Origin of the sequence: Nonomuraea ceibae (assembly GCF_019396325.1) — a bacterium.
GTDB lineage: Bacteria > Actinomycetota > Actinomycetes > Streptosporangiales > Streptosporangiaceae > Nonomuraea > Nonomuraea ceibae.
Window position 1 is genome coordinate 46,512 of record NZ_JAHKRO010000043.1, and the last position, 24,223, is coordinate 70,734.

Sequence of the window (24,223 nt, forward strand, 5' to 3'; positions counted from 1 at the left end):
CATCCGTTCACCGGATCAGTAAATGCGGGATGCGGGACGCGCCGCCCGCGGCGTGATCGATCGGTGGAGAAATACAGAGGAGTGTTCATGGCAGAGCGCAGAGCAGCCGTCGACGTCGCGACGGTGTTCATCAAGGCATTCGGAACCGGTGACATGGCCACAGTCACGGAGTGCCTGGCCGAGGACGTGGTGTTCCAGAGCCCCCGGGTTCGACTCGAGGGCGCCGAAGCGGTGGCGGCCGCGATCGGGGGGTTCGCTCAGGTTGTCACGGGAGTGGACATCATCGCGGCGCTGGGTGACGCCGAGCAGGCGGTGGTGGTCTACGACATGAGAACCGGACCGTTCGGTACGTTGCGCACCGTCGATCACCTGGTCGTCCGGGACGGCAAGATCATCTCTGATGTGGTGGTGTTCGACACGTACGCGATGCGCAAGGCGGAGGAAGCGCAGGCGGCAGCCGCCGGGTGACCTCCTTCCGGGGTGTTCCGTGCCGCGAGCTCGGGGGCGCGGAACACCAGCCCCAACGATCCGCCGCTGCGGAGGCGGACGGGAGTCGATGTGACACAGCCAGTGAGGCCCGGCGAGGAGTTCGCTCGCCTGGCCGACCCGTACCGCGACGAACTGCTCAAACTGTGCTACCGCATGGTGGGTTCCGTGCACGACGCGGAAGACATCGTGCAGGAGACCTACCTGCGCGCCTGGCGCTCCTACGGGACGTTCGCCGGCCGGTCCTCGCTGCGGACGTGGCTGTACCGGATCGCGACCAACGCCTGCCTCCGCGCCGCGGAGCAGGCCGGCCGCCGCCCCCTGCCGTCCGGCCTCGGCGGGCCCGCCGGCGACCCTGCCGCACCGGCCGAACCGCGCTGGGACATCCCGTGGCTGCAGCCTTTCCCCGCCCGCGTTCCCGACGAGGCGCGAGACCCGGCCGAGGTGGTAGCTGATCGAGGAACGCTGCGCCTGGCGCTGATAGCCGCCCTCCAGGTGCTCCCGCCCAGACAGCGTGCGGTGCTGATCCTGCGCGATGTGCTGATGTGGCGCGCCGCCGAGGTCGCCGAGCTGCTCGACACCACCGTCGCATCCGTGAACAGCCTGCTGCAGCGGGCCAGGACACAACTCGGCAACCTCCCCGGGCCTGATCTGCAGCTCGCCGAACCCACCGAAGAGCGTCAGCGCGAGCTGCTGCGGCGCTACATCACCGCGTTCGAAGGGGCCGACATCGACGCGCTGACGCGGACATTGGCACAGGAGGCCACCTTCGAGATGCCGCCGATCCCCACCTGGTTCGCGGGCCGGGAAGCCGTCGCCCGCTTCCTGGCGCCCCGTCTGCCGGCCCCCGGGCAGGCGCGGTTCGTCCGCGTCGACGCGAACGGGCAACCCGGCGTCGCGATCTACCTCGCGACCCGGGACGGTGCCTGGCGCGCCCACGCCCTCCACGTGCTCGCCGTTTCTCCGGCCGGGATAGAGCGCATTGTCGCGTTCATGGACAGCAGTGTCTTCTCCCTGTTCGGCCTGCCGCAGATCGATCCGGCGATCGGCCAGGCGGTACGCCGATGACGGCTGGGTGGGGTTGCTGGAGGCGGCCGTCCGGTACGCCTGTCACGGAGCGCGCGCCGTCGGCCCTGCCGGCCTCGCCCGTGGAACCTGGGCATGCTGCTCGCGCACATGTGCGCATCGGCCGCAGCCCTTCACCTTTCCCGGTGCCGGGAAGAGTGTCTGAGCAATTAGACGGTCAGCGGCACGGGGTGGATCTCGTCGGCCGGGTGCCCCGCACGCTGGTGGATCCTCTGCACGGCGTCGGCGTCCGGCGCCTCGGACAGGCAGTAGACGAGCCCGGAGTCGGGATCGGCCCACGCCGTCTCGAAAGTGACCCGCTCTTCTTCCTGGATGGCCAGGTCAGCGTCGTGGGCCTGCTTGAGCTGGTCCGCGGTGATGCCGGTCATGCCATGGTGGACGTCCATGAATTTCATGGTTTCCTCCCAATTCCATGTCCATCCCAGCGTAGATCCGACCCGGGCCACCGGTTTCCCCGTATTGGTTCAAAGCCTGTCCACGGCGAGAAGCAGCCGGCGGGTTCTCACAGTCCGGTGGTGTCGGCGTTGCCGTGGTGACCGCAGGGCCGCGTGCTACTGAACTTTCCGCGAATCCGTCGCATCCAACCCGGTATGAACAAGCTGCAGAAGATCGCCGTGCTGTCCGTACTGCCCGTCGCCGCGGCTGTGGTGGCCCTCCCGGCCCAGGCCGCCGAGCGCCCCAACTGCCCCGTCCCGACCAAGGCGGAGGTGAAGCGGTCGTACGACTCCAAGATCGACAAGCCGCCGAGGGGCGCCACCGCTATCAAGGGAGTCCGCGTCAACCACATCCCGAAGGGGTTCAAGAACGGATCGGTGGTCGTCAACAAGCACGACGGCATCACCGAGTATGGCTACCAGTGGACTGACGACCGCAGCGAGGTGGATCGCCGGAGCCGGTCGCTGTGGGTCAGGGTGGTGTGCTGGCCGAAGGCGAGCAAGCTGGCGCAGCTCAAGAACGGGCCGTTCGACATCGGGACGTTCTCAGGAAAGACCAAGACCGTGAAGATCGGTGACCGTCAGGTGCTCACCCAGCAGGGCGACGGCGCGCTGGGCCACGGCCAGTACGCGGGATGGGTCGAGCGCAAGGGTGTCGTCGTCACCGTGATGGCCAGCCAGCCTCTCGTACCCGAGCTTGCGCAGATCATCAAGGGCATCCAGCTCTGAGCCGGCCGACCTAGCCGTCCAGCCGGGGATCCGGGGGCCCCTCGCCGACCTGCCATACCTGGGCCGAACCGGGTAACGGCGACCGGATCGTCACGTCCCGGTGCTGGGGCGGGGACAGCCAGAGATGGCAGCTCCAGAACGCCAAGCGCCCGCTGGCGCAAAGTCGGCGTCTCGGGAGGATCCGCGTCCGGGCGGGTAGCGCTGGGACCGGCCGGAGCGATACCCAGGTGGCGATCGCCGTACCGGCTCGCGGAGGGGTGGCATGGGAAGCGGTTCGAACGAGACCTCGGGTGCCGGCCAGGGCGTGCTGGCGGTGGACGGCGGGCCGGGCCAGGTGCGGGAGCTGCACGCGTGGCTGTCCGAGGATCCCCTGGTCCGCCGGTGGGTGCGCCTGGTCGAACGCGAGCCTCCTCCCGGGGCGCTGGGCCCGGTGGCCGAGGCGGTGCAGGTGGTGACCGGCTCAGCCGGCGTGGTGGCGGCCGTGGCCGGCGTCCTGATCGCCTGGCTGCGCTACCGCACCAGCGACGTGACGGTCAAGGTGCGCAGGACGGACGGCGACACCGAGGTCGAGGTCAGCGCCCAGCGCGTCAGGACGCTGAACGCCGAGCAGACCCGGGCGCTGGCCGCGCAGGTCGAGGCCGCGCTCAAGGACGGGCTGCCACCCGCGGAGGGCCCGCGTGACTGACCGGCCGGGGCTGCTGTCCGGCCCTGGGGTGCGGGCGCTGCTGGTGGGGTCGAGCCGGCATGTTCCCGGAGCGCTGACGGGCGACGTGCCCGCGGCGGCCACGAGCGCGCGGGATCTCGCCGACGCCCTGGTCAAGGCCACCGGGCTGGCCCGCGAGCACGTGACCTGCCTGCTGGATCCGCCCGATCCCTCCCACCTGGCGGCGGAGATCGACGCCCTGGCCGGGCGGGCGGGCGAGGTGCTGCTGTTCTGGTACGCCGGTCATGGGCTGATCGGGCCGGACAACCGGCTGTACCTGGCCACGCGGGCGAGCGTGGACCTGGGACGGGGGCCGCCGCGCAACCAGGCGCTGCCGTACGCCGAGGCGCGCGAGCTGCTGACCAGGAGCCGGGCCGGGCTCAGCATCGTGATCATGGACTGCTGCTGGGCTGGCCGCGCCGCGGGCTGGCCGGACAGCTACCTGCTGACCGCGACCAGCATGGACGAGGCCGCCTGGTCGCTGCCCGGCGAGCGGCACACGGCGTTCACCGGGGCGCTGATCCGCCTGCTGTCGGAGGGGGATCCCGCCGGGCCGCCGCTGCTGTCCCTGGACGACGTGCACGCCGCGCTCAACCGGGATCTGCGGGCGCGCGGCCTGCCTCTGCCGCGCAGGCAGGCCGCCGACGCCGCCGGGCGCCGTCCCTTCGCGGTCAACGTCGCCTACCGGCTCCCCTCGGGACGCCCGCTGCCCGCCCCGGCGGCGCAGGACGGCAGCCGCAGCCCGTTCCTGGGACTGCACTCCTACGGGGAGGAGGACGCGGCGCTGTTCTTCGGCCGCGCGGAGCTCACGCGCACGCTGGAGGAGCGCGTGCGCCGCTGCGGCGGGGAGCCGCTGCTGGTCGCCGGCCCTTCGGGGGCGGGGAAGTCGTCGGTGCTGCGGGCCGGGCTGATCCCGGCTCTGGGCGTGCGCCGCTGCCTGCTGCTCACGCCGGGCGCGGCCCCGCCGGCGCGCCTGCGCGAGGCGATCGAGGCCGTCGCCGACGTCCCGGAACGGGCGGAACCGGCGGAACAAGCGGGATGGGCGGAGCTGGTGGAGGCCCTGCCCGGCGACGCGGTGATCGTGGTGGACCAGTTCGAGGAGCTGTTCACCGAATGCACCGACCAGGCGCAGCGGGCGGCGTTCATCGCGGCGCTGGCCGCGGCGGCGCGCCGCGCCGCGGTCGTGATCGGCGTGCGCGCCGACTTCTTCGGTCACTGCACCTCCTTCCCCGAGCTCACCCACGCGCTGGAGCACCCGGTCGTGGTCCGCCCGCTCAGCCGCGAGCAACTGCGCGAGGTGATCGAGCAGCCCGCCCGGCTGGCGGGCCTGGCCCTCGAAGAAGGGCTGGTGGAGCTGCTGCTGGAGGACCTGGGAGCCGGGCTGGGCGGCCCGCCGCTGCCGTTGCTCTCCCACGCGCTGCTGGCCACCTGGCAACGCCGCGAGAACGGCGTGCTCACCCTGGGCGGGTACCGGGCCACCGGCGGCATCGGCCAGGCGCTGGCCCGTACCGCCGATCAGACCCTGGACGGGCTGGGCGAGGACGGGCAGCGGCTCGCCCGCCGGATGCTGGTGCGGCTGGTGCACCTGGGCGAGAACACCGGCGACACCCGCAGGACCGCGCCGCTGTCCGACGTGCTGCCGGCCCGTGAGGAGCACGACCTGGCCCGTACGGTGCTCGACGCCTTCACCCGCGCCCGCCTCGTCACGGTCGACAGCGACCGGGCGGAGATCGTCCACGAGGCGCTGATCCGGGCCTGGCCCCGGCTGCGCGCCTGGCTCCAGGCCGACCGCGCCGACCTGCTGGCGCTGCAGCAGCTCGCGCAGGACGCCGCCCGCTGGGACGCCCACCACCGCCAGGCCGGCTACCTCTACAGCGGCGCCCGCCTGGCCGCCATCGCTCCCGCGCGGCGGCGCTGGGAGGCCGACCCCGCCCAGCACGCCGCGCTCGGGGAGGTCGCCCGCGACTTCCTGCGAGCCGGCGACCAGGCCGTGCGGCGGCTGGCGCGGCGGCGGCGGGCGACGTTCGTCACGCTGGTGGCTCTCGTGATCACATCGCTGGCGGGCGCCGGGACCGCCGTCCTCGCGGCCCGCGACGCCGACGCGCAGCAGCGGCTGACCGAGACCCAGAGCCGTCAGGCCCTGTCACGTCAGCTCGCCACGCAAAGCGAACGCGTCCTGACCCGCGACCCCCTCCAGGCGCAGGCGCTCGCCGCCACCGCCTGGCACTTCGCGCCCACCGACGACGCCCGCCGCGCCCTGCTCAGCGCGTCGAGCACACCCGGCAAGGGCTCGCTCATCGGGCACGCCGAGGCCGTCGAAGGAGTGGCGTTCAGCCAGGACGGCCGGACCGTGGCCAGTTCCGGTCAGGACGGCACCGTCCGGCTGTGGGACGTGACCACCCGGCGCCAGCTCGGCGCGCCGCTCACCAGCGGGAAGACGGAGATCGACGCGGTGGCGTTCAGCCCGGACGGCCGCATTCTCGCCGCCGCTGCCGCCGACGCCACCGTACGCCTGTGGGACGTGGCCACGCGCCGCCCGCTCGGCGGGCCGCTGAAGAGCCGGGAAGACCTCAGCACACTGGTGTTCAGCCCGGACGGGCGCACCCTGGCCGGCTCCGGTCACACCGGGAAGGGCGCCCAGCTGTGGGACGTGGCCACGCGCCGCCAGATTCGCCTCCTCGCAGGACAGGGCTACGGGATCGGGTCGGTGGCGTTCAGCCCCGACGGCCGCAGGCTCGCCACCACCAGCGAGAAGGTCGTGACGTTGTGGGACGCGGCGACCGGCGGCAAGATCGGCACCGTCGGCTTCGAGGACGAGATCAAATCGGTGGCGTTCAGCGTGGACGGCCGCACGCTGGCCGGGGCGGGCAACGGCACGGAGGTGGCGTTGTGGGACGTCGCCACCCTCCGGAGCAAGGGCTCCATCAGCAGCGGGCACGACCCTCACCACGTGGCCTTCTCCCCCGACGGCCGGGTCCTGGCCACCACCGGGGGTGACGGGACCAAGCTGTGGGACGTGGCCACCCGGCGCCAGCTCGGCGCCACGCTCGGCGGCCACACGGACGAGGTCGTCTCGATGGCCTTCAGCCGCGACGGCCGGACGGCGGCCACCGCGGGTCTCGACAAGACGGTCCGGCTGTGGAACGTGTCCATCTTCCGCCAGTTCGGGACTCCGCTCACCACCGGGACGGACGATCTCATGTCAGCGGGGTTCAGCGCCGACGGCCACACCCTGGTCACGACGGACGAGAACGACAAGGCGCGCCTGTGGGAGGTGGCCGCCGGCCGCCCGATCGGCGCCCCGTTCACCGGCCACCTGGCGGCGCCGGCCCCGGACGGCCGCACGCTGGCCGTGGTCACCGGGGACGGCACGGTGCAACTGTGGGACGTGGAGGGACGCAGGCGTCTCGGCAAGCCCTTCACCGCCGATCGCTCGTACGTCGATGACCTGCTCTTCAGCCGCGACGGCCGGGCGCTGCTCACGCTCGGCCGGGAGGGGACGAGGCTGTGGGAGGTGGCGACGCGCCGCCCGATCGGCGTCCCGATGCGGCTGGAAGGGGCGTCGTACCCGATGGCGGCGTTGAGCCCCGACGGTCGGGTCCTGGCCGCCACGACCCAGTTCGACGGCAACGTCGTGGACCTGTGGGACGCGGGCGCCCAGCGCCGCATCGCGGCCCTCACCGGTCATACGGGGACGATCACGGCGCTGGCGTTCAGCCCCGACGGCCGCATCCTGGCCAGCGCCGGCAGTGACGTGGACAGGACGATCAGGTTGTGGGAGGTGGCGACCCGCCGCCAGATCGGCACGCCGATGACCGGGCACGACGGGGGCGTCACCTCGTTGACCTTCAGCCCCGACGGGCGGTTCCTGGCCAGCGGCGGCAACGACAGGAGGATCCGCCTGTGGGACGTGGCCACCCAGCAGCCGATCGGCGCCGCGATCACCGGCCATGAGGCGTATGTCGCGGCGATGGCGTTCAGCGCGGACGGGCGCACGCTGGTCAGCGCCGGAGGTGGCGTCGAGGCGGCCATGCGGCGCTGGGACGTCGGACTTCCCGCCGACCGTGACCTGTTCGCCTCGGCCTGCGTCGCGGCCGGCAGGTCGATGACGGCGCAGGAGTGGCAGGAGTTCAACCTGCCGGCACCGCATCGCCGGGCGTGCTCCGCTGTGCTCGGCCGGTGAAGCAGCCGTGCGCCGCGCTCGGCCGGCGGTGCGGCCGCGGTCATCGACGCCAGGCGGACGTCCGCGCTGCGGTCTCGGCCTCTCCGGCAGCGCGGCCGGCGCTCCAGACCATCGTCCGCTGGTGGACCCGCCGGCCGTCGTGCCGGAGGCCGGGCACCAGGGGCGCCGGGCCGTGCTCGGCGAAGCCCATGCGTTCGAAGAACCGCACCGCCCGGGTGTTCTCGACCAGGGTCTGCAGGTGGCAGCCGGGAGATCCGGCCGTCCTGAGCCGGTCGAACCACCGGCTCATCAGCCCGTCGGCGGCGCCGGTCCCCCGGGCCTCGGGTGCCACGTTGATGTGCAGGTGCGCGGGCCACCGGGTGTCGGCGAACTCGCCGACGCGGGGCTGCCTGCGGACCGCGGCCCACGCCAGGTCGGCCAGGCTGCGCGCGAAGAAGGCCGCCGGCCTGGCCCGGAACATCAGCTTGTAGGTCCGCATGGCCTTCTCCATGCGCTCCCCCTCCCCGGGGAACCTCGCGCTGTCGAGGCAGCCCGTCAGGTAGCCCACCAGGGCGCCCCCGGAGACCGCGACGAAGAGCGAGTCCGGCTCCAGCTCCATGTAGGGGTCCAGGTAGACGGCCGCCTCCGAGTCCACGTGCCCCCACAGCGACGCCGTGGGAGCGCCCTCCCCCACGCGCCCGAACAGCTCGCGCAGCTCAGCACGGTCGCCCGGTGCGAACGTACGGATCTCCATCACGCCTCCATCATCATGTACGCCCTACTCTGTACGTCATACGCAATTATTAGCCTATATGACATACACAGATCCCGATCGCACGAGAGGATGTTCGATGGCAGAGCTGCCACCCGTCGTGGCGCGGATGTGGGACCGCGAACCCACCACGCGCAGAGGCCCCCGGCCGCGCCTGGACCTGGCCACGATCACGACGGCCGCCATCGAGATCGCCGACGCCGAAGGGCTGGCCGCCGTCTCCATGAGCAACGTCGCCGCCCAGGTGGGCGTCGCCCCGATGGCGCTCTACCGGTACGTCGGCAGCAAGGACGAACTGCTGACCGTCATGGCCGACAGCGCCGTGCCCCCACCACCCGAACGCGGGAACCTGCCCTGGCGCCCCTACCTGGCCACGTGGACCCGGCTCACCCGCGACGTCCTGCTGTCGCGGCCCTGGCTGCTGGAGCTGCGCCCGAGCACCCCGCCCATGGGCCCGCGGCGGCTGCTCTGGCTTGACCGGGCCCTGGACGCGCTGTCCGACACCGGGCTGGACGACGGCCAGCGATTCCACGCCGCCACGGTGCTGACCGGCTACGCCCTCACCGACGCCACACTCACCCACTCGCTCGGCGCCGGGGGCACCGAACTCGCCGCCAGGGCCAAGGGCGCCACCGAGTACGGCGAGATACTCACCGAGGTCCTCGACCCCGCGACGTACCCGGCGCTGTCGGCCATGATGCGCGCCGGCCTGCTCAGGGACTCCACCGGCTGGACCGAGGACGCCGACTTCCAGTTCGGCCTCAACCTCCTGCTGGACGGCATAGAAGCGCTGATCTCCCGCCCAGCCCGGTAACCGGCCCCGCCGGCTCCGAACGCGACCAGGCAGGCGGGGCCGGTCCGCTGTCGGCCATCCCCCAGCGGACCGTCCAGGGCGCGGTGCGGGACCTGGCCGACCGGTGCGGAGATACGGCTCGCACAGGGTGGGACAAGTCCAGCGCGATAAGCTTCCGGCTCCGACATGGCGGGCGAATGTGGAGGTGATCACGGTGCATCCGGTATTGTGACAGCCCCATCCCGGGGCGTCGCGGAGCCGAAAGGTGACCGTATGAGCAAGACCGACAAGACCCGGCCCTGGTGGGTGGGCATGGCTGAAGCGCCGATGGCGAACTGCCGTCCCGTGCACGATCATCGGTTCGGGCCGTGCACGCTGCCGGAGGAGATCACCGCCGACAGCGCGTTCATGAACCGCCGCGGAAGAAGCGGCTGCTACTGGGGCGCCACTGACCACTACCTGTTCGAATGCGGCATTCTCGGCGGCGGCCGGGAGTGGAGTCACATCCGCCGCGAGGACCGGCGCCGGAGCCGCCACCAGGCACGCCATGAGCTGCGCACCTGCAACGGCAGGGGCTGAAGGACTCCACGTTACTGGCCGCGCACTGCTGCAACATCGGCTGTGCCCCGGTCACCGGAGCCGCGACCGGCTCTCCTGGTTTGACTGCGGAGGGGCGGCTGTGCGAGCCTCTTGTGTCATCTCTCCGAAAGGGCTGGTCGTGACGCTAGGCATGGTTCTCGGCGATCTCTCCTCTCGCGCTTCGACGCGGGAGCGGTAGCCCTACCTGCCCTGACACGCGCGCCCGTGCTGCAGCAGCACGGGCCGTCCGCCCTGCTCCTCGTCGAAGTGCTCTTCGTGCCCTGCACGTTCGATTCACGAGGAGTACGTGGTGTCCACCATTCACTGGACCGAGACAGGCATCCTCCGTTCCGCTCACTGGCATTCCGAGAGTGCGACACCGCCTCCCAGCCGGGTCGTCGGCGCGGACGACCGTGTGAAAGCCGACACTGCTCACCGTCTGGCCTGCGAAGGAACCGCCTTGCTGTGGCAGGGCGACTTCCACAACGCACGTCAACTCCTGCAGGCGATGGGCCGCCGCATCGACCGGAAACCTTCCCGGCAGGGCGGCAGCCCGGCAGAGTCCTTCCACCTGCACCGCAGAGCCCGCGCCCACCGGGCCCGCGTGCTCGGCCGGCTCCTCGTTCTGCTGGAAGACGACTACAGCCTCAACCTGCGCAGAGCCCCCGACGTGCGCCAGGCATGCACCGAGGCGTACGGGCCGCCGTCCGGGCCGATGGCTGTCTCGCTCACAGAACTACTGGGCGTGATCGGAGCGCACCAGTGGCGTACGAAGGGCGTGGAAGTACCGGCCCTCGACGCTCGCATTCACCCGCACTACGGCGTGTTCTCCCCGGTCAGGGGCGAATACGTCGACCTCGTCGCACATGCACCGCTCCCCGCGGGGCGCCGCACCGCGTTCGACCTCGGAACGGGAACGGGAGTGCTCGCCATCGTCCTGGCCCGACGGGGAATCGACCACGTCGTGGCCAGCGACATCAGCCCCCGCGCCCTGGCCTGCGCCCGCGAGAACATCCGCCGGCTGCGCCTCACCGGACGCGTCGACGTCGTGGGCCCCGGCCTCTTTCCGGACGGAAACGCGCACCTCGTGGTCTGCAACCCGCCCTGGATCCCGGCCCGGCCCACCTCCGCCGTCGAGCAAGGCGTCTACGACCCGGGCAGCAGCATGCTCCGCGCCTTCCTGTACGGGCTGACCGCACACCTCGAACCGGGAGGTGAAGGATGGCTCATCCTGTCGGACCTGGCCGAGCACCTCGGGCTCAGGACGCGGAGTGAACTGCTGGCCGACATCAAGGCAGCCGGCCTGCACGTGCTGGACAAAATCGACACCAGGCCGCAGCATCCACGAGCGCGGGACACCGCTGACTTCCTCCATGCCGCCCGCGCTGCGGAAGTCACCTCGCTCTGGCGTCTCACCGGCGCCGCCACCCGGCCGCTGGGTCCTTGGTCGCGCTGATTCGCAACAACCGATCGCCAAGCCGCAACGTCCGCACCTCACGGCGACCCCCGGCCCAGCGCGAGACTGGCCCGCATGAGCGCAAAAAGATCGCGTTTTGCCACGTCAATGGCGAGCCCGCCGATCCGGCGGCTACTCGCTCTGGTCACCGGCGGCTGCCTTGCCCTGACCGCGTGCGTCACACAGGCCGCGGCGCAGCCATCCACGGCGCCCAAGCCACGCCCGTCGATCGTGAAGCTGGACTCGGGCCGGATACGGGGAGTGGACGACGGCGCCGTCAGGACGTACTCGGGGATCCGCTTCGCGCAGCCGCCGCTGGGCAGGCTGCGGTGGAAGGAGCCGGTGCGGGTTGCCCCGTGGCGGGGGGTGGCCGACGCCACCAAGCCCGGCCGGCCATGCCCGCAGGCGGACAGGGGTAAGCAGCTCGGCGGGGAGGACTGCCTGTTCCTCGACGTGACCGCACCGGCCAAGGCGTCTCGAAAGCCGCTGCCGGTGATGGTGTGGCTGCACGGCGGCGGCTTCGTCGAAGGCTCCGGCAGCATGTACGACGCCCGGCGGATGGCCGGCCAGGGCGAGGTGATCGTGGTGACGCCGAACTACCGGCTCGGCGCGTTCGGCTACCTCGCGCTGCCGGGGCTGCCGGGCTCGGGCACCTTCGGGCTGGCCGACCAGCTCGAAGCCCTGCGATGGGTGCAGCGCAACGCTGCGGCCTTCGGCGGCGACCCCGGCAACGTGACGCTGATCGGCCAGTCCGCCGGCGGGATGAGCACCTGCGCGCTGCTGACCTCCCCGGCCACGCGCGGCCTGGTCGACAAGGCCGTCATGCAGTCGGGGACGTGCACACTCAACTGGCCGTCCGGCACCTACGTCCCCGTTCCGGACATGCCGCCGTTCACGCCATACGCTTCGCTGAAGACCAGCCGGGACATCGGTCTGGCCGCGGCCAAGCAGCTCGGCTGCGCGGCGGGCAAGGAGCTGGAGTGCCTGCGCTCCAAGCCGGTCTCCGAGCTGATGAAGATCAACGAACGGTTCGGCAGCGCCCTCGCCCACGGCACGCCGCTGCTGCCGCTGGACCCGGCGCAGGCGCTGCGCACGGGCAGGTTCCTGCGCGTGCCGGTGATCTCCGGCGCCACCAGGAGGGAGAGCAACGGCTTCGTCGCCGGCGCTGCACAGGCCGGCATCCCGGTGACCGCCGAGAATTACCCCGCTCTGATGAAGAGCGCGTTCGGCGATCAGGCCGGCACGGTGATGCGGGAATACCCGCTGACGGCCTTCTCCTCGCCCGGCCTGGCCTGGGCGACGGTGAGCAGCGACCGCGCATGGGCCTGCCCGACCCTGGAAGGCAACCAGGCGCTGGCCGCCCGCACCACGGTGTACGCCTATGAGTTCGCCGACGCCCAGGCCCCGAACATCGCCGGCATTCCCTCCGGCTTCCCGCTGGGCGCCCAGCACGCCAGTGACCTGCCCTACCTGTTCGACCTGGACGGCGAGTCCTGGGACGGGCTCACCTCCGAGCAGTGGCGGCTGGCGCAGCAGATGATCGGCTACTGGACGTCCTTCGCCCACAGCGGCAAGCCCCAGGCCGCCGGCGCACCCGCCTGGCACGCCTTCACCCCGTCCGGCCAGACCGTGCTCAGCCTGAAACCCGCGAGCCAGGGCGGCATCGGCCCGGTCGACCTCGGCGACGAGCACCGGTGCGCCTTCTGGCGCGGACTTACCGACTGATCACCGCCGTGGTGCCCGGGCCCGGGCACCACGGCCCGCCAGGGCGGATGGCAGACTCAGCAGACATGATCAGGATTCTGCTCGCCGATGACGACCCGATGGTCCGCCGGCATCTCAAGACCATCCTCGGCTCCAGCACGGAGCTCGACGTGGTCGGCGAGGCACAAGACGGGGCAGAAGCGGTCGAGGAGGTCCTGCGCAACCAGCCCGACGTGGTACTGATGGACCTCAGGATGCCGGGCGTCGACGGGATCACTGCGACGAAGGAGATCACCGCGCTGGCCGCGCCGCCCGCGGTTGTCGCGCTCACCACGTTCGACTCCGACGAGCACGTCCTCGGCGCCCTGGAGGCCGGAGCCGCGGGCTTCCTGGTGAAGGCCACCCCGGCCGAGGAGCTGCTCAACCTGGTCAAGGTCGCCGCCGACGGGAACGTCGTGATGTCCCCGAGCGCGGCGCGCAGACTGATCGCCCAGTCCTCCAGAGGCGACGAGCGGCGCGACGCCGCCCGATCGCGGATCGCCACGCTGGCCGAGCGCGAACGCGAGGTGCTGGCCTGCCTCGGTGAAGGACTCACCAATCCCGAGATCGCCCGGCGGCTGTTCCTGTCGGAGACGACCGTCCGCAGCTACGTCTCCCGCCTCCTGGCCAAGCTCGACCTCACCCACCGGACGCAAGCGGCCCTGCTCGCCCACCAGGCCGGACTCCTCGACGAGCCCGCCTGAACACGACCCGCGACCACCCGGCCGCCACGGGCGACACCACGGCGGCCTTCCGAGGTACCCCGCTGTGCACACACTGTCCCGCTGGCCGGAACTCATCGTCCGCGATCGAAGAATCATGCTCATGGCCGCCATCGGCGCGGCCATCCTCTGCGCCGTCGTCCAGATCGTCCTGTACACCACGAGCGGGGACGGCCGCGGCCCCGGCTCACTCGCCGGGCTCGCCCTGAACCTCCTGCTCAACGCGTCCTTGCCGCTGGTCGTCCGCCTCCCGCGGACGGTAGGAGCACTGGCCGTCGTGGTCACGACGGTGCTCGCTCTCGGGGCCGGCCTGATGCCGGAGGCGGTGGCAGCGCAGACCGGCCCGATCACGACACCCGTGGCAACCCCGGTCGTGGTGTCCTTCCTGGTCACCCTGCTGCCCTGGCACCAGGCGTTCGCCTTCGCCGCCGTCCTCGCGCTCCCGGTGATCCCGATCTGGGCTCCCTCGTGGGGAAACCTGTACGAAGCGCTGTCGTCCACCGCCCTGCCCGCGCTGGGCGCCCTGTACCTGAGGGCCCGGCACGAGCTGGTGCGATCACTGCGCAAGCGGGCCGAGCTGGCCGACTCCGAACGCCGCCTGCTCGCCGAACGCGCCGAGACCGCCGAACGGCAGCGCCTGGCCGCCGACCTGCACGACATCGTCACCCACCACGTCACGGAGATCGTGCTGCACGCCGACGCCCTCCGCGTCACCACCCGCGACGACGACGCCCGTACGGCGGCTGAGCAGATCCGGCGAGCCGGCACCCGCACCCTCACCGAGCTGCGTGATCTCATGCGTGTGGTCACCACAGGGGCCCGGCCCGCCCCCGCCGGGCGTCCCCAGAGCGACACCGGCGGCGACCTCGCCGCACTCGCGGCAGCCGACCACGCGGCCCTGCACGTCGAGGGCGACCCCGACACGGTGCCCGCCGTCGTGGCCCGGGCCGTCTACCGGGTGGTGCAGGAGTCGCTGACCAACGCCCGCAAACACGCCCCCGGAGCACCGGTCACGGTCACCATCTCCTACCCCGGCGACCGGGCCGACGTCGAGGTACGCAACGCGCCGCCCCGGCGGAGCGCCGATCCCTCGCTGACCCGAGCCGGCTCAGGAATGGGCCTGACCGGGCTCGACCGCCGGGTGACCCTGCTCGGCGGCACCTTCAGCGCGGGACGCGACGGCGAGGGCGGCTTCACGGTCACCGCCAGCCTCCCCGCCTCCGCCACCCGCAACGCCGCCGCACCAGAACCCCGGGCCTCCGGCGTGACGTGAGGAGGCGTCCACAGTGAGCGGGTTGCGAGAAGAACCCGAGGACTTCGGACGGAAGCACCGAAATGACTGTCTCCTCAGCTCAGGTTCGCGCCTGGGTCGAGGCCGGTCAGGTCGGCGGACGCGGCCCACAGACGCGCCGCCAGTACGGGGTCGGCCAGGTGACCTCGGACGGGTTCGAGGGTAGGCAGGCCACGGATCCCGAACACCCGAGGCCCCCAGAGCTGGCCACCGCGTACGGACGGGTCGAGGACGGCCCGGACGGCGGGCCAGGCGGCGGCCTCCTTGCTCTGCAAGAGCAGACCGGCCGGCAGGCCGCGCAGTCGTTCGCCGGCCGTTCGGACGCGGACCGGCGGACGTGAGGGGGTGAGGGAGTCGAGCGCGCCGCCGGGGTGGGTGACCACGCTCAGCGTCGTGCTGCCGGCGGCGCGCAGGCGGCGGTCGAGTTCGAAGCCGAAGAGCATCTGCGCGAGCTTGGACCGTACGTAGGTGCGCTTCGGCCGGTAGTCGCGCATGCTCTGGAGATCGTCGAGGTCCAGGCTCTCGGATTTCGCCGTGAAGCTGCCGGTGGTGACGACGCGGCCGGCGGGTGCAGCCGCAAGCAGGGGTGCGAGCCACGAGATCAGCGCGAAGTGCCCCAGATGGTTGGTGGCGAACATCAGCTCGTTGCCGTCCCCGCTCTCGCGCCGTGGCGGCTCGTCGAGCAGCACGCCGGCGTTGCAGACGACCGCGTCCAGCCTCTCCAGCGCCAGGGCGTCCGCGCAGGCCTTGAGCGAGAGGAGGTCGGCGAGATCCAGGCGGATGTGACGGACGCGCGCACCCGGGACGCGGGCGCGGATCGAGACCCGCGCGGCCTCGGCCTTGGCGGTGTCACGGCAGGCGAGGACGACCGTGGCGCCGGTGCCGGCCAGTTGTTCGGCGACGAAGTAGCCGATGCCCGCGTTGCCGCCCGTGACGAGGAAGTTCTTGCCCTCGGCACGTGGCAGGCGCCGTACGTCCCAGGGGGCAGGGCTGTGGAGGAAGGACACCGTCCGGGCTCCTTACGTTGATCGCGTCTGGGTCAGTGCTGGAGTTCAGCCGGCGCTCGTCTGGGCATCAGGGTCACGGCCGGGACGGTGACGGCGGTCAAGGCCACGACGACGACGAGGCTGGCCGTCATGGCGGAGCCGAAGCCGGAGCCGGCCGCCTGGAAGAAGACCGACGTGACGGCGGCCGAGCCGGCCCCGGCCGCCAGTTGCTGGATCGCCGACAGGGAACCGCTGGCGCTGCCGGCCTCGCCGGGATCGATGTCGCCGATCGCGACGTCGAAGATCGTGCCGTAGCAGGCGCCCATCCCCAGGCCCGTGAGGAAGACAGCCGGCGCGAGGGCCCACAGGCTCAGGTCCGTGCCCGAGGCCGCGACCAGGACGAGCAGCCAGCCGCAGCCGGCCAGGATGACGGCCAGGCCGAAGAAGATGAGCGTACGCCCCAGCCTCCTGATCAGCGCCATGCACGCCCCCGAGGCCACGATGATGCCGACGGTCATCGGCAACAGCCCCAGGGAGGCGTCCCGGGCCGAGGCGTGCAGCCCTTGCTGCATGAACAGCGACAGGACGTAGACCAGCCCGGTGGTGGCCGCGAAGACGATCAGGCCGACGAGCAGCCCGGAGCTGAAGCCGCGGTTGCGCAGCAGGGACGGCTTCAGCAGCGGGTCGGCAGCGGTCCTCTGGCGGCGGGCGAAGGCGGCCAGGAACACCAGGCCGGCGGCGACCGAGAGGATCGGGACGGCGGTCCAGCCGTTGTCCGACCCCTCGACCAGCCCCAGGAGCAGCCCGAACATGGCGGCGGCGAGCAGCCCGGAGCCCACCCCGTCCACGCCGGTGGCGGCGTCGCCGCCGTCGTGCGGCAGCAGCCGGACGGCCAGGACCAGGCCGAGGCCGCCGAGCACCAGGTTGACCAGGAAGATCGGGCGCCACGACAGCCCGGCGAGGTCGGCGTCGATCACGAACCCGGCCAGGACAGGGCCGCCGACCGAGGCGGCCCCCAGCAGGGGCCCGAACAACGCGAACGCCTTGGTGAGCATGTCACGCGAGAACGTCTTCGTCATGATCGCCATGCCTTGCGGGATCAGCAGCGCGCCGAACGCGCCCTGTGCGCCGCGGGCCAGGATCAGCAGGGCGGGGTCGGGCGAGAGTCCCGCCACGGCCGAGGCGATCGTGAAGCCGCTCATGCCCACGAGAAACAGCCTGCGCTGGCCGTACTTGTCGCCCAGCCGCCCGCCGACCACGAGCAGGACGCCCATGGCGAGCATGTACGCCGACCCGAGCCACTTGATCAGGCCCTCGCCGCCGTGCAGTTCGGCGGCGATCGTGGGCGCGGCGATGTTGGTGACCGTGGCGTCGATCATGTCGAGGGCGTCGGCGAGCAGCACCAGCCCCAGGATCGCCCACATGCGGCGCGTGGACGCGGACGCCGGCGGGCCGGCGGTTGCGCGGATCGTCATGACACATCTCCGTTCGCGAAAAACCTGAACTGACTCTGAAACTATAACCACTATAGATTCAGAGGCGTTTCAGGTTACGGTACGATGGAGACATGCCGACGACGATGGGACGCCGCGAGCGCAAGAAGGCACAGACCCGCCAGGCACTGTCGGAGGCCGCACTCCGGCTCTTCAGCGAGCACGGCTACGACGGCGTCACCGTCGCCCAGATCGCCGACGAAGCAGACGTCTCCATCGCCACCCTGTTCGCGCACGTACCCGACGGCAAAGAAGCACTGATCTTCGACGACGGCTCCGAACGACGCATCTGGCTGACCGCCGCGGTCCACGACCGGCCCCCCGGCCAGTCCGTACTGGAAGCCCTGCGCCGCAGCATGGCAGCCCGAGGCCCCTTCACCGACGACCTCCCACCCGAACTACGGCACAAACGCGACCTGATCGTCAACACGCCCGCCCTGCGGGAATACTCACGCAAGCTCTGGATCGCCTGCGAAGAAGCCCTCGCCGAGGCGATCGCCACCGAGAGCGGCCGCGACCCCTCCGACATGACCATCCGCGCGCTGGCCCGCTACGTCCTGGAGATCCCCGAACTCGCAGGCACCGAACCCGACCCCCTGGCCGCGCTCAACGCCATCTTCGACCTTCTCGAACACGGCTGGCCCGAATCCCCCGGCAAAACCTGACCAGCCCCACCCCGCCGACCCAGCGGACCCTGCTGAAAGGACGGCAGACCGGTCTCAGCCACTACGTCCGCCTCGGCGAGGGTTGTCACAGGGCGAGCGTGCGGCGTAGCCAGCGCAGCCGTGCCGTCTTCGCATCCTGGGAGAGCACGGCTTGGGGGACCATCACATCGAACCCGTGGAAGCCGCCCGGCCAGACGTGCAGTTCAGCCTTGCCGCCGGCTTGCCAGATGCGGGTGGCGTAGGTGACCCCCTCGTCCCGGAAGGTTTCGGCGGAGCCGACGTCGATGAACGCAGGGGGCAGCCCGGACAGGTCGGTGGCGCGGGCCGGGGCGGCGTGGGGGGACACGTCGAGACCGCCGCGCTGCTCGCCGAGCAGCGCGGTCCAGCCCATCTCGTTGCGTGCGTGGTCCCAGACGTCGATGCCGGCCATCTGAAGTGAGGACGGGGTGTTGTTGCGGTCGTCGAGCATGGGGCAGTTCAACAGCTGACCGGCCAGCGCCGGTCCCTTCCGATCGCGGGCCAGCAGGACCACTGCCGCGGCGAGACCACCGCCTGCGCTGGGCCCTGCCACCAGGAGACGAGATGGGTCGATGCCGAGGTCTGCGGCGTGTTCCACGGTCCAGAGCAGGCCGGCGTAGCAGTCCTCCACGGGGGCGGGATGCGGGTGCTCGGGGGCGAGCCGGTAGTCCACCGACACCACGGCCAGGCCCAACTCCGTCGCCATGTCCAGGAGGGGGTCCGCGCCGATCATGCGGTGGGTTCCGCCGATCATCCCTCCGCCGTGGATGTAGTACACGGCGGCTACCGGGGTGGCGGCCTCGGCGGGCCGGCAGATCAGCAGGGGGATCTCGGGTGCGTCAGCGGGACCGGGAGCGGTCCGCTCCGTGACGACGAAGGCGCCGTCCCGGCTGATCTGCTCGTTGCTGGGAGGCGGGGCCCATTCCGCGGCCTGCCGCCGAAGTGCCGGGATCATGTCCAGGGACGGGACCGTGGTGGGGATCTGCCGGCGCAGCACGGTCAGCGCGGCGTCGAGCTCCGGGTCGAAGGGCGGCGGCGTACCGACCGGGGTGGCGGTTGGCTGCGCGGGAGACTGGTCGATGTTCATGAAGAGGCCTTTCCGACCGGACGGACATGAAGAGTTGCTGAGCGATCACCGGCGGCGACGGGGCGGTGACGGGGTGGCGACCGTGCTCGTGGTGGCGGTGCGCGCCGCCACCGGTGACGGAGACGCTCTGCGTCAGGAAGTGCCGGGACCCGACGGCGGGATGTTGTGGTTGATGCGGAAGAGCTGGTTCGGGTCGTAAGTCGCCTTCAGCGTGCTCAGCCGCTGGTGGCTCGCCTCGGTGTAGGCGCGCCTGACCCGCTCGGGAGCGGAGTCGTGGTCGAACAGGAACCCCGGGAGCATGGCGCCGGTGTCCCACGGCCGGAGCCGTTCCAGCACCTCGTCGGCGGCCGTGCGCGCCGCCTCGGCTCGCTCGGCAGGCGCCGGCATCCGCAGCCACAGGTGGAAGGCCGCGCCCTGGGTGCTGACCGCGTGCGGGCGGCCGGGCGGCCGGTTCAGCGCCCCGCCCAGGTGACGTAGCTCGATGCCGGGGAACGGGCCCCCGGAATTCGACGGGTCGATGAACGAGACCAACTCGGCCACGGCCTCGTCGTCGAGTTCGCGGAGCAATGCGCTGCGCAGGTGCGCCGAGACCGGGTTCCTGGGATCCTGATAGATCTCGGTGATCTGCGTGTACGGCAGCGCGGCGCAGTTGTCCTTGTCTTCCGGGCCGAGCGCGCGCAACGGCTCCACCAGCCGCGCGCCTTGCTCCTCGCCCCCGGTGTAGACCACCCGGATCTGTATGAACGAGCGGCCGCGGAACTCCTCGGGCAGTTGCGGCGCATCAGGCAGGCGCATCAGTGTCACCGAGGACGACATCTCCTCCGGCTGCTCCTTGGCCCAGGCCAAATAGGAGCCGAGCACGTGGGCGGCGTGCGTGGGATCCTCCCCCGGATACCAGAGCTCACCGCCGTAGACGGTGCGCAGCGGCAGCAACTCGATCTCGGCCGCGACCACGACACCGAAATTGCTCTTGCCGCCCCGCACCGCCCAGAACAGGTCGGGCTCCTGGGCAGGCGAAACCGTGCGCAGCAGGCCGTCGGCGGTGACGATGTCGAGCGAGCGGACGTGGTCGGCGGCGAAGCCGTACGTGCGGCCGGTCAGCGGGAGCCCGCCACCGGTCAGGTAGCCCATCACCCCGACCTGAGCGGATGAGCCGCACAGCGGCGCGAGACCGTGCTCGGCCGCCGCGGCGAGCACCTCGCCCCACCGCAGGCCGGCTCCGATCCGTGCCGTGCGGGCACGCGGGTCCACCGACAGCTCGCGCAGCTGTCCGGTGGCGATGAACACGGCGCCGTCCGCCGGCACCGACTTGCCGTGCCCGGTCGACTGCACCGCAACCGGGAACCCTGCCTCCGCCGCGAACCGGACGGCGGCGGCCACGTCATCGGCGTCCGCGGCGACCACGACCACCGCGGGCCGGTGCTCGACCGTCAGCAACCAGCCGGAGCCGGCCTCCTCGAAGCCCTCGTCACCGGGGTGGAGCGTGCGCCCCCGGATCAGCTCGCGCAGGCTCACCAGGTCGCGCCGGTCGACCGTTGCGTTCGTATGCAGCATGTCAATCATCCGCCTTTCAGGCATGTCACTCATGTGCCTTCTCGAAAGAGGTTCATCTGGTCGTCGGTTTCCGCGGGCGACGGAGGAGCCGGCATCCGCGCGTCGCGCAGCAGGATCACGGCGGCTACAGCCAGCAGGGCAGCGAGCACCGCACCGACGACCGCGGTCGCCTGCAGGCCGTACACAAATGCCTCACGGGCCACCGACAACAGCCGGGCTCCGTCGCCGACCGGCAATGTGCGGGCGGCGTCGACCGCGGCGGCCAGGGTGTCCTCGGCCGTCTTGACGACGGCGTCGGGCAGCCCCTCGGGGAGCTTGCCGGTCAGGTTCGCCCGGTACACCACGAAGCCGATGCTGCCGATCACGGCGATGCCCATCGAGGCGCCGAGGTCGGTGCCGGTCGAGGCGATCGCAGAGGCGGCACCGGCCCGCTCGGGCGGTGCGGCTCCCACGATCAGCCCGGTGCCCAGCGAGATCATCGGCCCGAGCCCGAGTCCGATGACGGCCGCGCCTATCACTGCGACATACAGGCCGGAGGGACCACTGAGCTGGGCCAGCACCACCATGCCGAGCGCCGCGACCACCAGGCCGCCGGCGAGCAGCGTGCTCAGCTGCATGCGGCTCGCCGGGGCAGGGGCCCCCATGGCGCCGATCATGACCGCGATGGTGGTGGGCATCGACCAGAGCCCGGCCTCGATCGGGGACAGCTCGCACACCAGCTGCAGGTACTGCAGGACAAAGAACTGCGAGCCCCCGGAGATCAGGGTCCCCAGGACGAGCATGCCAAGGGCCGATCCGAACAGTTTGTTCTGGAACAGCGAGAGGTCAACCAGTGGCTGCTCGATCCGCCGCTGGCGAGAGATGAAGAGCGCCCCCAGCGCCAGGCCGGCGACGATGGCGATGCCCGACTCCGGGCGCAGGCCGTCCTCGGCGATCCGCTTGAGACCGAAGATCAGGGCAAGGACGCCGACGATGGACATGATCGCGCTGATGAAGTCCGGGCGGGAGACCGACTCGTCCCGGTACTCCGGCAGCACGATCGGGCCGAACCCGATCAGCAGCAGCATGATCGGGACGCCGAGCAGGAAGACCGAGCCCCACTGGAACAGCTCAAGGAACGTACCGCCGACCAGGGGCCCGATGACCGTGCCGAGGCCGAAGAAGCCGGTCCAGGCCCCGATCGCGGCACCCCGCTGCTTGGGGTCGGTGAACATGATCCGGATCAGGGAGAGCGTGGAAGGCATCAGTGTGGCGCCCGCGAGGCCGAGGAGCGCCCGGGCGGCGATGAGCATCGCCGCGTTGACCGCGAATGCCGAGAGCACCGAGGCCACCCCGAACGCGAACGCGCCGATCATCAGCAGCCGCCGGCGGCCGATCCTGTCCCCGATCGCGCCCATGGTGATGAGGAAGCCGGCGGTGAGGAACCCGTAGATGTCCACGATCCACAGCAATTCGGCGTTGCTGGGCCGCAGGTCGGCGGTGAGGGCGGGCAGTGCCAGATGCAGGACGGTCAGGTCCATGGCGATCAACATGGTGGGAAGCGCGAGGACCGCCAGCCCCAGCCATTCTCTTCGGGTCGCCCGCGGTGCGGCCGCCGTACCGACATCGGTACTCAACGGAATCTCCTTGTCTGGTGGCTGAAGGTTGAGGTGTGGCCGGTGGCCACGGTGCCGAGCGCCGTCCAGCGACGTGGCGGGTGCGCTGGAGCGGATCTCAGGCGGCGGACAGCAGCGTGTTCGCGCGGGACAGGACGGTGTTCAGGACGCGGCCGGCGGTGGCCAAATCCTCCTCCGGCAGGTCGCCCCACAGCTTTTCGGTGATCCGGGCGATGGCGGCGCGGACCTGGTTCCACTGGGCCCTGCCGTCCTCGGTCGCTTCGACGATGCCGTCCTGGCTGGTGCGGACCAGGTTCGCGGCCGTCAGTTCGACGATGCGCTGGTGTGCCGTGGCCTGGTCGACCTTCAAGGAGTGGGAGATTCGCTCGGCCAGAGCATCGCCGGACAGAGTTCCGTTGCTGACCACGGTCAGCGTCAGCGTCACCCACTGGGGTTCGGTGATGCTGGTCCCGGCCAGCTGTCGCTCCAGGAGGGTGTTGAGAGCCTTCTCGGTCTGGCCGATGACCTGGGGGCCGAAGACGGGCCCGGCCGGCTGTGCGATGGTGGTCATGTCTGAGCTCCTCAGCGTCATGAAGACAAATGTTGGCCAAGCCAACGTGGGTGAGACCAACGTTGGTTTGGCCAACATTACATATAGTCGTGGGTCCTGCCAACAATTTGCTAGATTTGGCTCGTGGACACTCCCGAGGGGCCGCCGCCGGAGCGGCTGCGCGCGCTGCCGAGCAGGCTGACCTACGGTGCGGCATTGATCGCCAACCGGATTGTGGATCGGGCGTTCGCCCAGGCCGGCATCCGGCGCCACCACTACTCCCTGCTTGCCACCCTGGAGGAGTACGGCCCGGCCAGTCAGGCCGCCCTCGGTCGCCGCACCGGCATCGATCGCAGCGACATGGTGGCGACCGTCAACGACCTCGCCGAACGGCAACTCCTCGAGCGCGCACCCGACCCGGAAGACCGCCGCCGCAACATCATCACCATCACCCCGGCAGGCCGAAGGCAACTTGCCGACCTTGACCGGCTGCTCGCCGCCGCCCAGGACGAATACCTCGCCCCGCTGTCCGCGGCCGACCGGCAGAACCTGATCAACCTGCTCACCCGTTTGGCCGATCACCACGGCGACAAGCACAACTAAAGGGCGGCCGGTTCTGTCGATGACAAGTGACAGCGCCCCAGGGCTTGTAGTGCGCTTCGCGGGATGAGGTGGCGCTGGCCCGTACGCCTCGGTCCTGATGCCCGCAGAACTGAGCCACTGAGCGCATGTGACAGCTCACACTGATGCGGCCCCGCTCCGGCGAGCGTCGAGCTGGGCGGACGCGCCTGCGGCCCGGCGTGCATGACGGGCAATACGGATTCCCTGTCACTCGTTGATGCCGCGATGCGCCGGCGTCAGCGGCGGGGCGCCACCTCTCCCCTGCGTAGCCTTCCGGATTGACATCGCTAGCTATTTCAGTCATGTTTGAAATAACTAGCCAACAGTACGGAGAGCCATGGAACACGTGACCTTCAACAGCGCCGGCACCCGCTGCGCGGGAGATCTCTACCTGCCCGAGACGAGCGACACCGTCCCCGGGCTGGTGCTCGGGCACAGCGGGGTGATGGTCAAAGAGGCGCTGGCGTTCTTCGCCCCGCACTTCGTCAAGGCCGGCTTCGCGGTGCTGGCCATCGACTACCGCACGGTCGGCTCCAGCGAAGGCGAACCACGCGGCCAGGACTACCCGGAACGGCAGGTGCAGGACTTCCGCAGCGCCGTGTCCTACCTGCAGACCCGCCCCGAAGTGCAGCCGGAGCGGATCGGGGTGTGGGGGGTGAGCATCGGCGGCTCGGTGGCAGCCCAAGCCGCCGTGCTCG

General features: G+C 71.2%; 22 protein-coding genes. 14 read left to right on the top strand and 8 right to left on the bottom strand.

Features of this window, described 5'->3' with window-relative positions:
- The first annotated feature begins 87 nt into the window (after window positions 1-87).
- Both KME80_RS25125 and KME80_RS25130 read left to right on the top strand, forming a co-directional pair.
- Window positions 88-468: a nuclear transport factor 2 family protein gene (locus KME80_RS25125; protein WP_219508595.1), complete on the top strand. Its 381-nt coding sequence runs from the start codon at window positions 88-90 to the stop codon at window positions 466-468.
- A 102-nt stretch (window positions 469-570) separates the two neighbouring features.
- The gene (locus KME80_RS25130) at window positions 571-1,554 is read left to right on the top strand and encodes a sigma-70 family RNA polymerase sigma factor (RefSeq protein ID WP_308125922.1); all 984 of its coding nucleotides are present in this window, start codon (window positions 571-573) and stop codon (window positions 1,552-1,554) included.
- Between the two features lie 167 nt (window positions 1,555-1,721).
- On the opposite strand, the gene KME80_RS25135 is transcribed toward KME80_RS25130, so the two are convergent.
- Window positions 1,722-1,958: an SCO4226 family nickel-binding protein gene (locus tag KME80_RS25135; RefSeq protein WP_246645752.1), complete on the bottom strand. Its 237-nt coding sequence runs from the start codon at window positions 1,956-1,958 to the stop codon at window positions 1,722-1,724.
- A gap of 204 nt (window positions 1,959-2,162) precedes the next feature.
- Between KME80_RS25135 and KME80_RS25140 the strand changes: the two genes are divergently transcribed.
- The 3 genes from KME80_RS25140 (at window position 2,163) to KME80_RS25150 (ending at window position 7,621) form a co-directional block, all read left to right on the top strand.
- Window positions 2,163-2,735: a hypothetical protein gene (locus KME80_RS25140; protein ID WP_219508598.1), complete on the top strand. Its 573-nt coding sequence runs from the start codon at window positions 2,163-2,165 to the stop codon at window positions 2,733-2,735.
- A gap of 262 nt (window positions 2,736-2,997) precedes the next feature.
- Entirely contained in the window at window positions 2,998-3,420 is a 423-nt protein-coding gene (locus KME80_RS25145) for an effector-associated constant component EACC1 (RefSeq protein WP_219508599.1), read from the top strand.
- Window positions 3,413-7,621, top strand: a complete 4,209-nt coding sequence (locus KME80_RS25150) for a caspase, EACC1-associated type (protein ID WP_219508600.1) — start codon at window positions 3,413-3,415, stop codon at window positions 7,619-7,621. Before KME80_RS25145 ends, KME80_RS25150 begins: the two co-directional genes overlap by 8 nt.
- 40 nt (window positions 7,622-7,661) lie before the next feature.
- Here KME80_RS25150 and KME80_RS25155 read toward each other — a convergent pair whose 3' ends face one another.
- Window positions 7,662-8,354 carry a GNAT family N-acetyltransferase gene (locus tag KME80_RS25155; RefSeq protein WP_219508601.1) on the bottom strand — a complete coding sequence of 231 codons (693 nt, stop codon included), beginning with the start codon at window positions 8,352-8,354 and terminating at the stop codon, window positions 7,662-7,664.
- Between the two features lie 97 nt (window positions 8,355-8,451).
- Between KME80_RS25155 and KME80_RS25160 the strand changes: the two genes are divergently transcribed.
- The 6 genes from KME80_RS25160 (at window position 8,452) to KME80_RS25185 (ending at window position 14,938) form a co-directional block, all read left to right on the top strand.
- Window positions 8,452-9,186 (top strand): TetR/AcrR family transcriptional regulator, encoded by a 735-nt coding sequence (locus KME80_RS25160; RefSeq protein WP_219508602.1) that lies wholly within the window; start codon window positions 8,452-8,454, stop codon window positions 9,184-9,186.
- A gap of 252 nt (window positions 9,187-9,438) precedes the next feature.
- Window positions 9,439-9,744: a hypothetical protein gene (locus tag KME80_RS25165; protein WP_219508603.1), complete on the top strand. Its 306-nt coding sequence runs from the start codon at window positions 9,439-9,441 to the stop codon at window positions 9,742-9,744.
- Window positions 9,745-10,054: 310 nt separating this feature from the next.
- Window positions 10,055-11,200: a methyltransferase gene (locus tag KME80_RS52825; RefSeq protein ID WP_219508604.1), complete on the top strand. Its 1,146-nt coding sequence runs from the start codon at window positions 10,055-10,057 to the stop codon at window positions 11,198-11,200.
- Window positions 11,201-11,431: 231 nt separating this feature from the next.
- Entirely contained in the window at window positions 11,432-12,925 is a 1,494-nt protein-coding gene (locus KME80_RS25175) for a carboxylesterase/lipase family protein (RefSeq protein WP_219508605.1), read from the top strand.
- A gap of 65 nt (window positions 12,926-12,990) precedes the next feature.
- Window positions 12,991-13,647, top strand: a complete 657-nt coding sequence (locus tag KME80_RS25180) for a response regulator (protein ID WP_219508606.1) — start codon at window positions 12,991-12,993, stop codon at window positions 13,645-13,647.
- A 64-nt stretch (window positions 13,648-13,711) separates the two neighbouring features.
- Window positions 13,712-14,938, top strand: a complete 1,227-nt coding sequence (locus KME80_RS25185; protein WP_219508607.1) for a sensor histidine kinase — start codon at window positions 13,712-13,714, stop codon at window positions 14,936-14,938.
- Window positions 14,939-15,012: 74 nt separating this feature from the next.
- On the opposite strand, the gene KME80_RS25190 is transcribed toward KME80_RS25185, so the two are convergent.
- The gene (locus KME80_RS25190) at window positions 15,013-15,963 is read right to left on the bottom strand and encodes an SDR family NAD(P)-dependent oxidoreductase (protein WP_219508608.1); all 951 of its coding nucleotides are present in this window, start codon (window positions 15,961-15,963) and stop codon (window positions 15,013-15,015) included.
- 32 nt (window positions 15,964-15,995) lie between these two features.
- Window positions 15,996-17,417, bottom strand: a complete 1,422-nt coding sequence (locus KME80_RS25195; protein ID WP_219508609.1) for an MFS transporter — start codon at window positions 17,415-17,417, stop codon at window positions 15,996-15,998.
- 92 nt (window positions 17,418-17,509) lie between these two features.
- On the opposite strand from KME80_RS25195, the gene KME80_RS25200 reads away from it, so the two are divergent.
- The gene (locus tag KME80_RS25200; protein WP_219508610.1) at window positions 17,510-18,100 is read left to right on the top strand and encodes a TetR/AcrR family transcriptional regulator; all 591 of its coding nucleotides are present in this window, start codon (window positions 17,510-17,512) and stop codon (window positions 18,098-18,100) included.
- 85 nt (window positions 18,101-18,185) lie between these two features.
- Here the strand turns inward: KME80_RS25200 and KME80_RS25205 are convergent, their stop codons facing one another.
- The 4 genes from KME80_RS25205 to KME80_RS25220 all read right to left on the bottom strand — a co-directional run bounded on the left by KME80_RS25205 (window position 18,186) and on the right by KME80_RS25220 (window position 22,925).
- Complete coding sequence (locus KME80_RS25205) at window positions 18,186-19,205, bottom strand: alpha/beta hydrolase (RefSeq protein ID WP_219508611.1); 1,020 nt, start codon at window positions 19,203-19,205, stop codon at window positions 18,186-18,188.
- A gap of 132 nt (window positions 19,206-19,337) precedes the next feature.
- Window positions 19,338-20,759 (bottom strand): FAD-binding oxidoreductase, encoded by a 1,422-nt coding sequence (locus tag KME80_RS25210; RefSeq protein ID WP_219508612.1) that lies wholly within the window; start codon window positions 20,757-20,759, stop codon window positions 19,338-19,340.
- 29 nt (window positions 20,760-20,788) lie between these two features.
- Entirely contained in the window at window positions 20,789-22,375 is a 1,587-nt protein-coding gene (locus KME80_RS25215; protein WP_246645753.1) for an MFS transporter, read from the bottom strand.
- Between the two features lie 97 nt (window positions 22,376-22,472).
- Window positions 22,473-22,925 (bottom strand): MarR family winged helix-turn-helix transcriptional regulator, encoded by a 453-nt coding sequence (locus KME80_RS25220; protein ID WP_219508613.1) that lies wholly within the window; start codon window positions 22,923-22,925, stop codon window positions 22,473-22,475.
- A gap of 123 nt (window positions 22,926-23,048) precedes the next feature.
- Between KME80_RS25220 and KME80_RS25225 the strand changes: the two genes are divergently transcribed.
- Window positions 23,049-23,507, top strand: coding sequence for a MarR family winged helix-turn-helix transcriptional regulator (locus KME80_RS25225; RefSeq protein WP_219508614.1), 459 nt, complete (start codon window positions 23,049-23,051; stop codon window positions 23,505-23,507).
- Window positions 23,508-23,862: 355 nt separating this feature from the next.
- Window positions 23,863-24,223 (top strand): alpha/beta hydrolase (locus KME80_RS25230; RefSeq protein ID WP_219508615.1); only part of this gene is annotated, 361 nt, incomplete at its 3' end.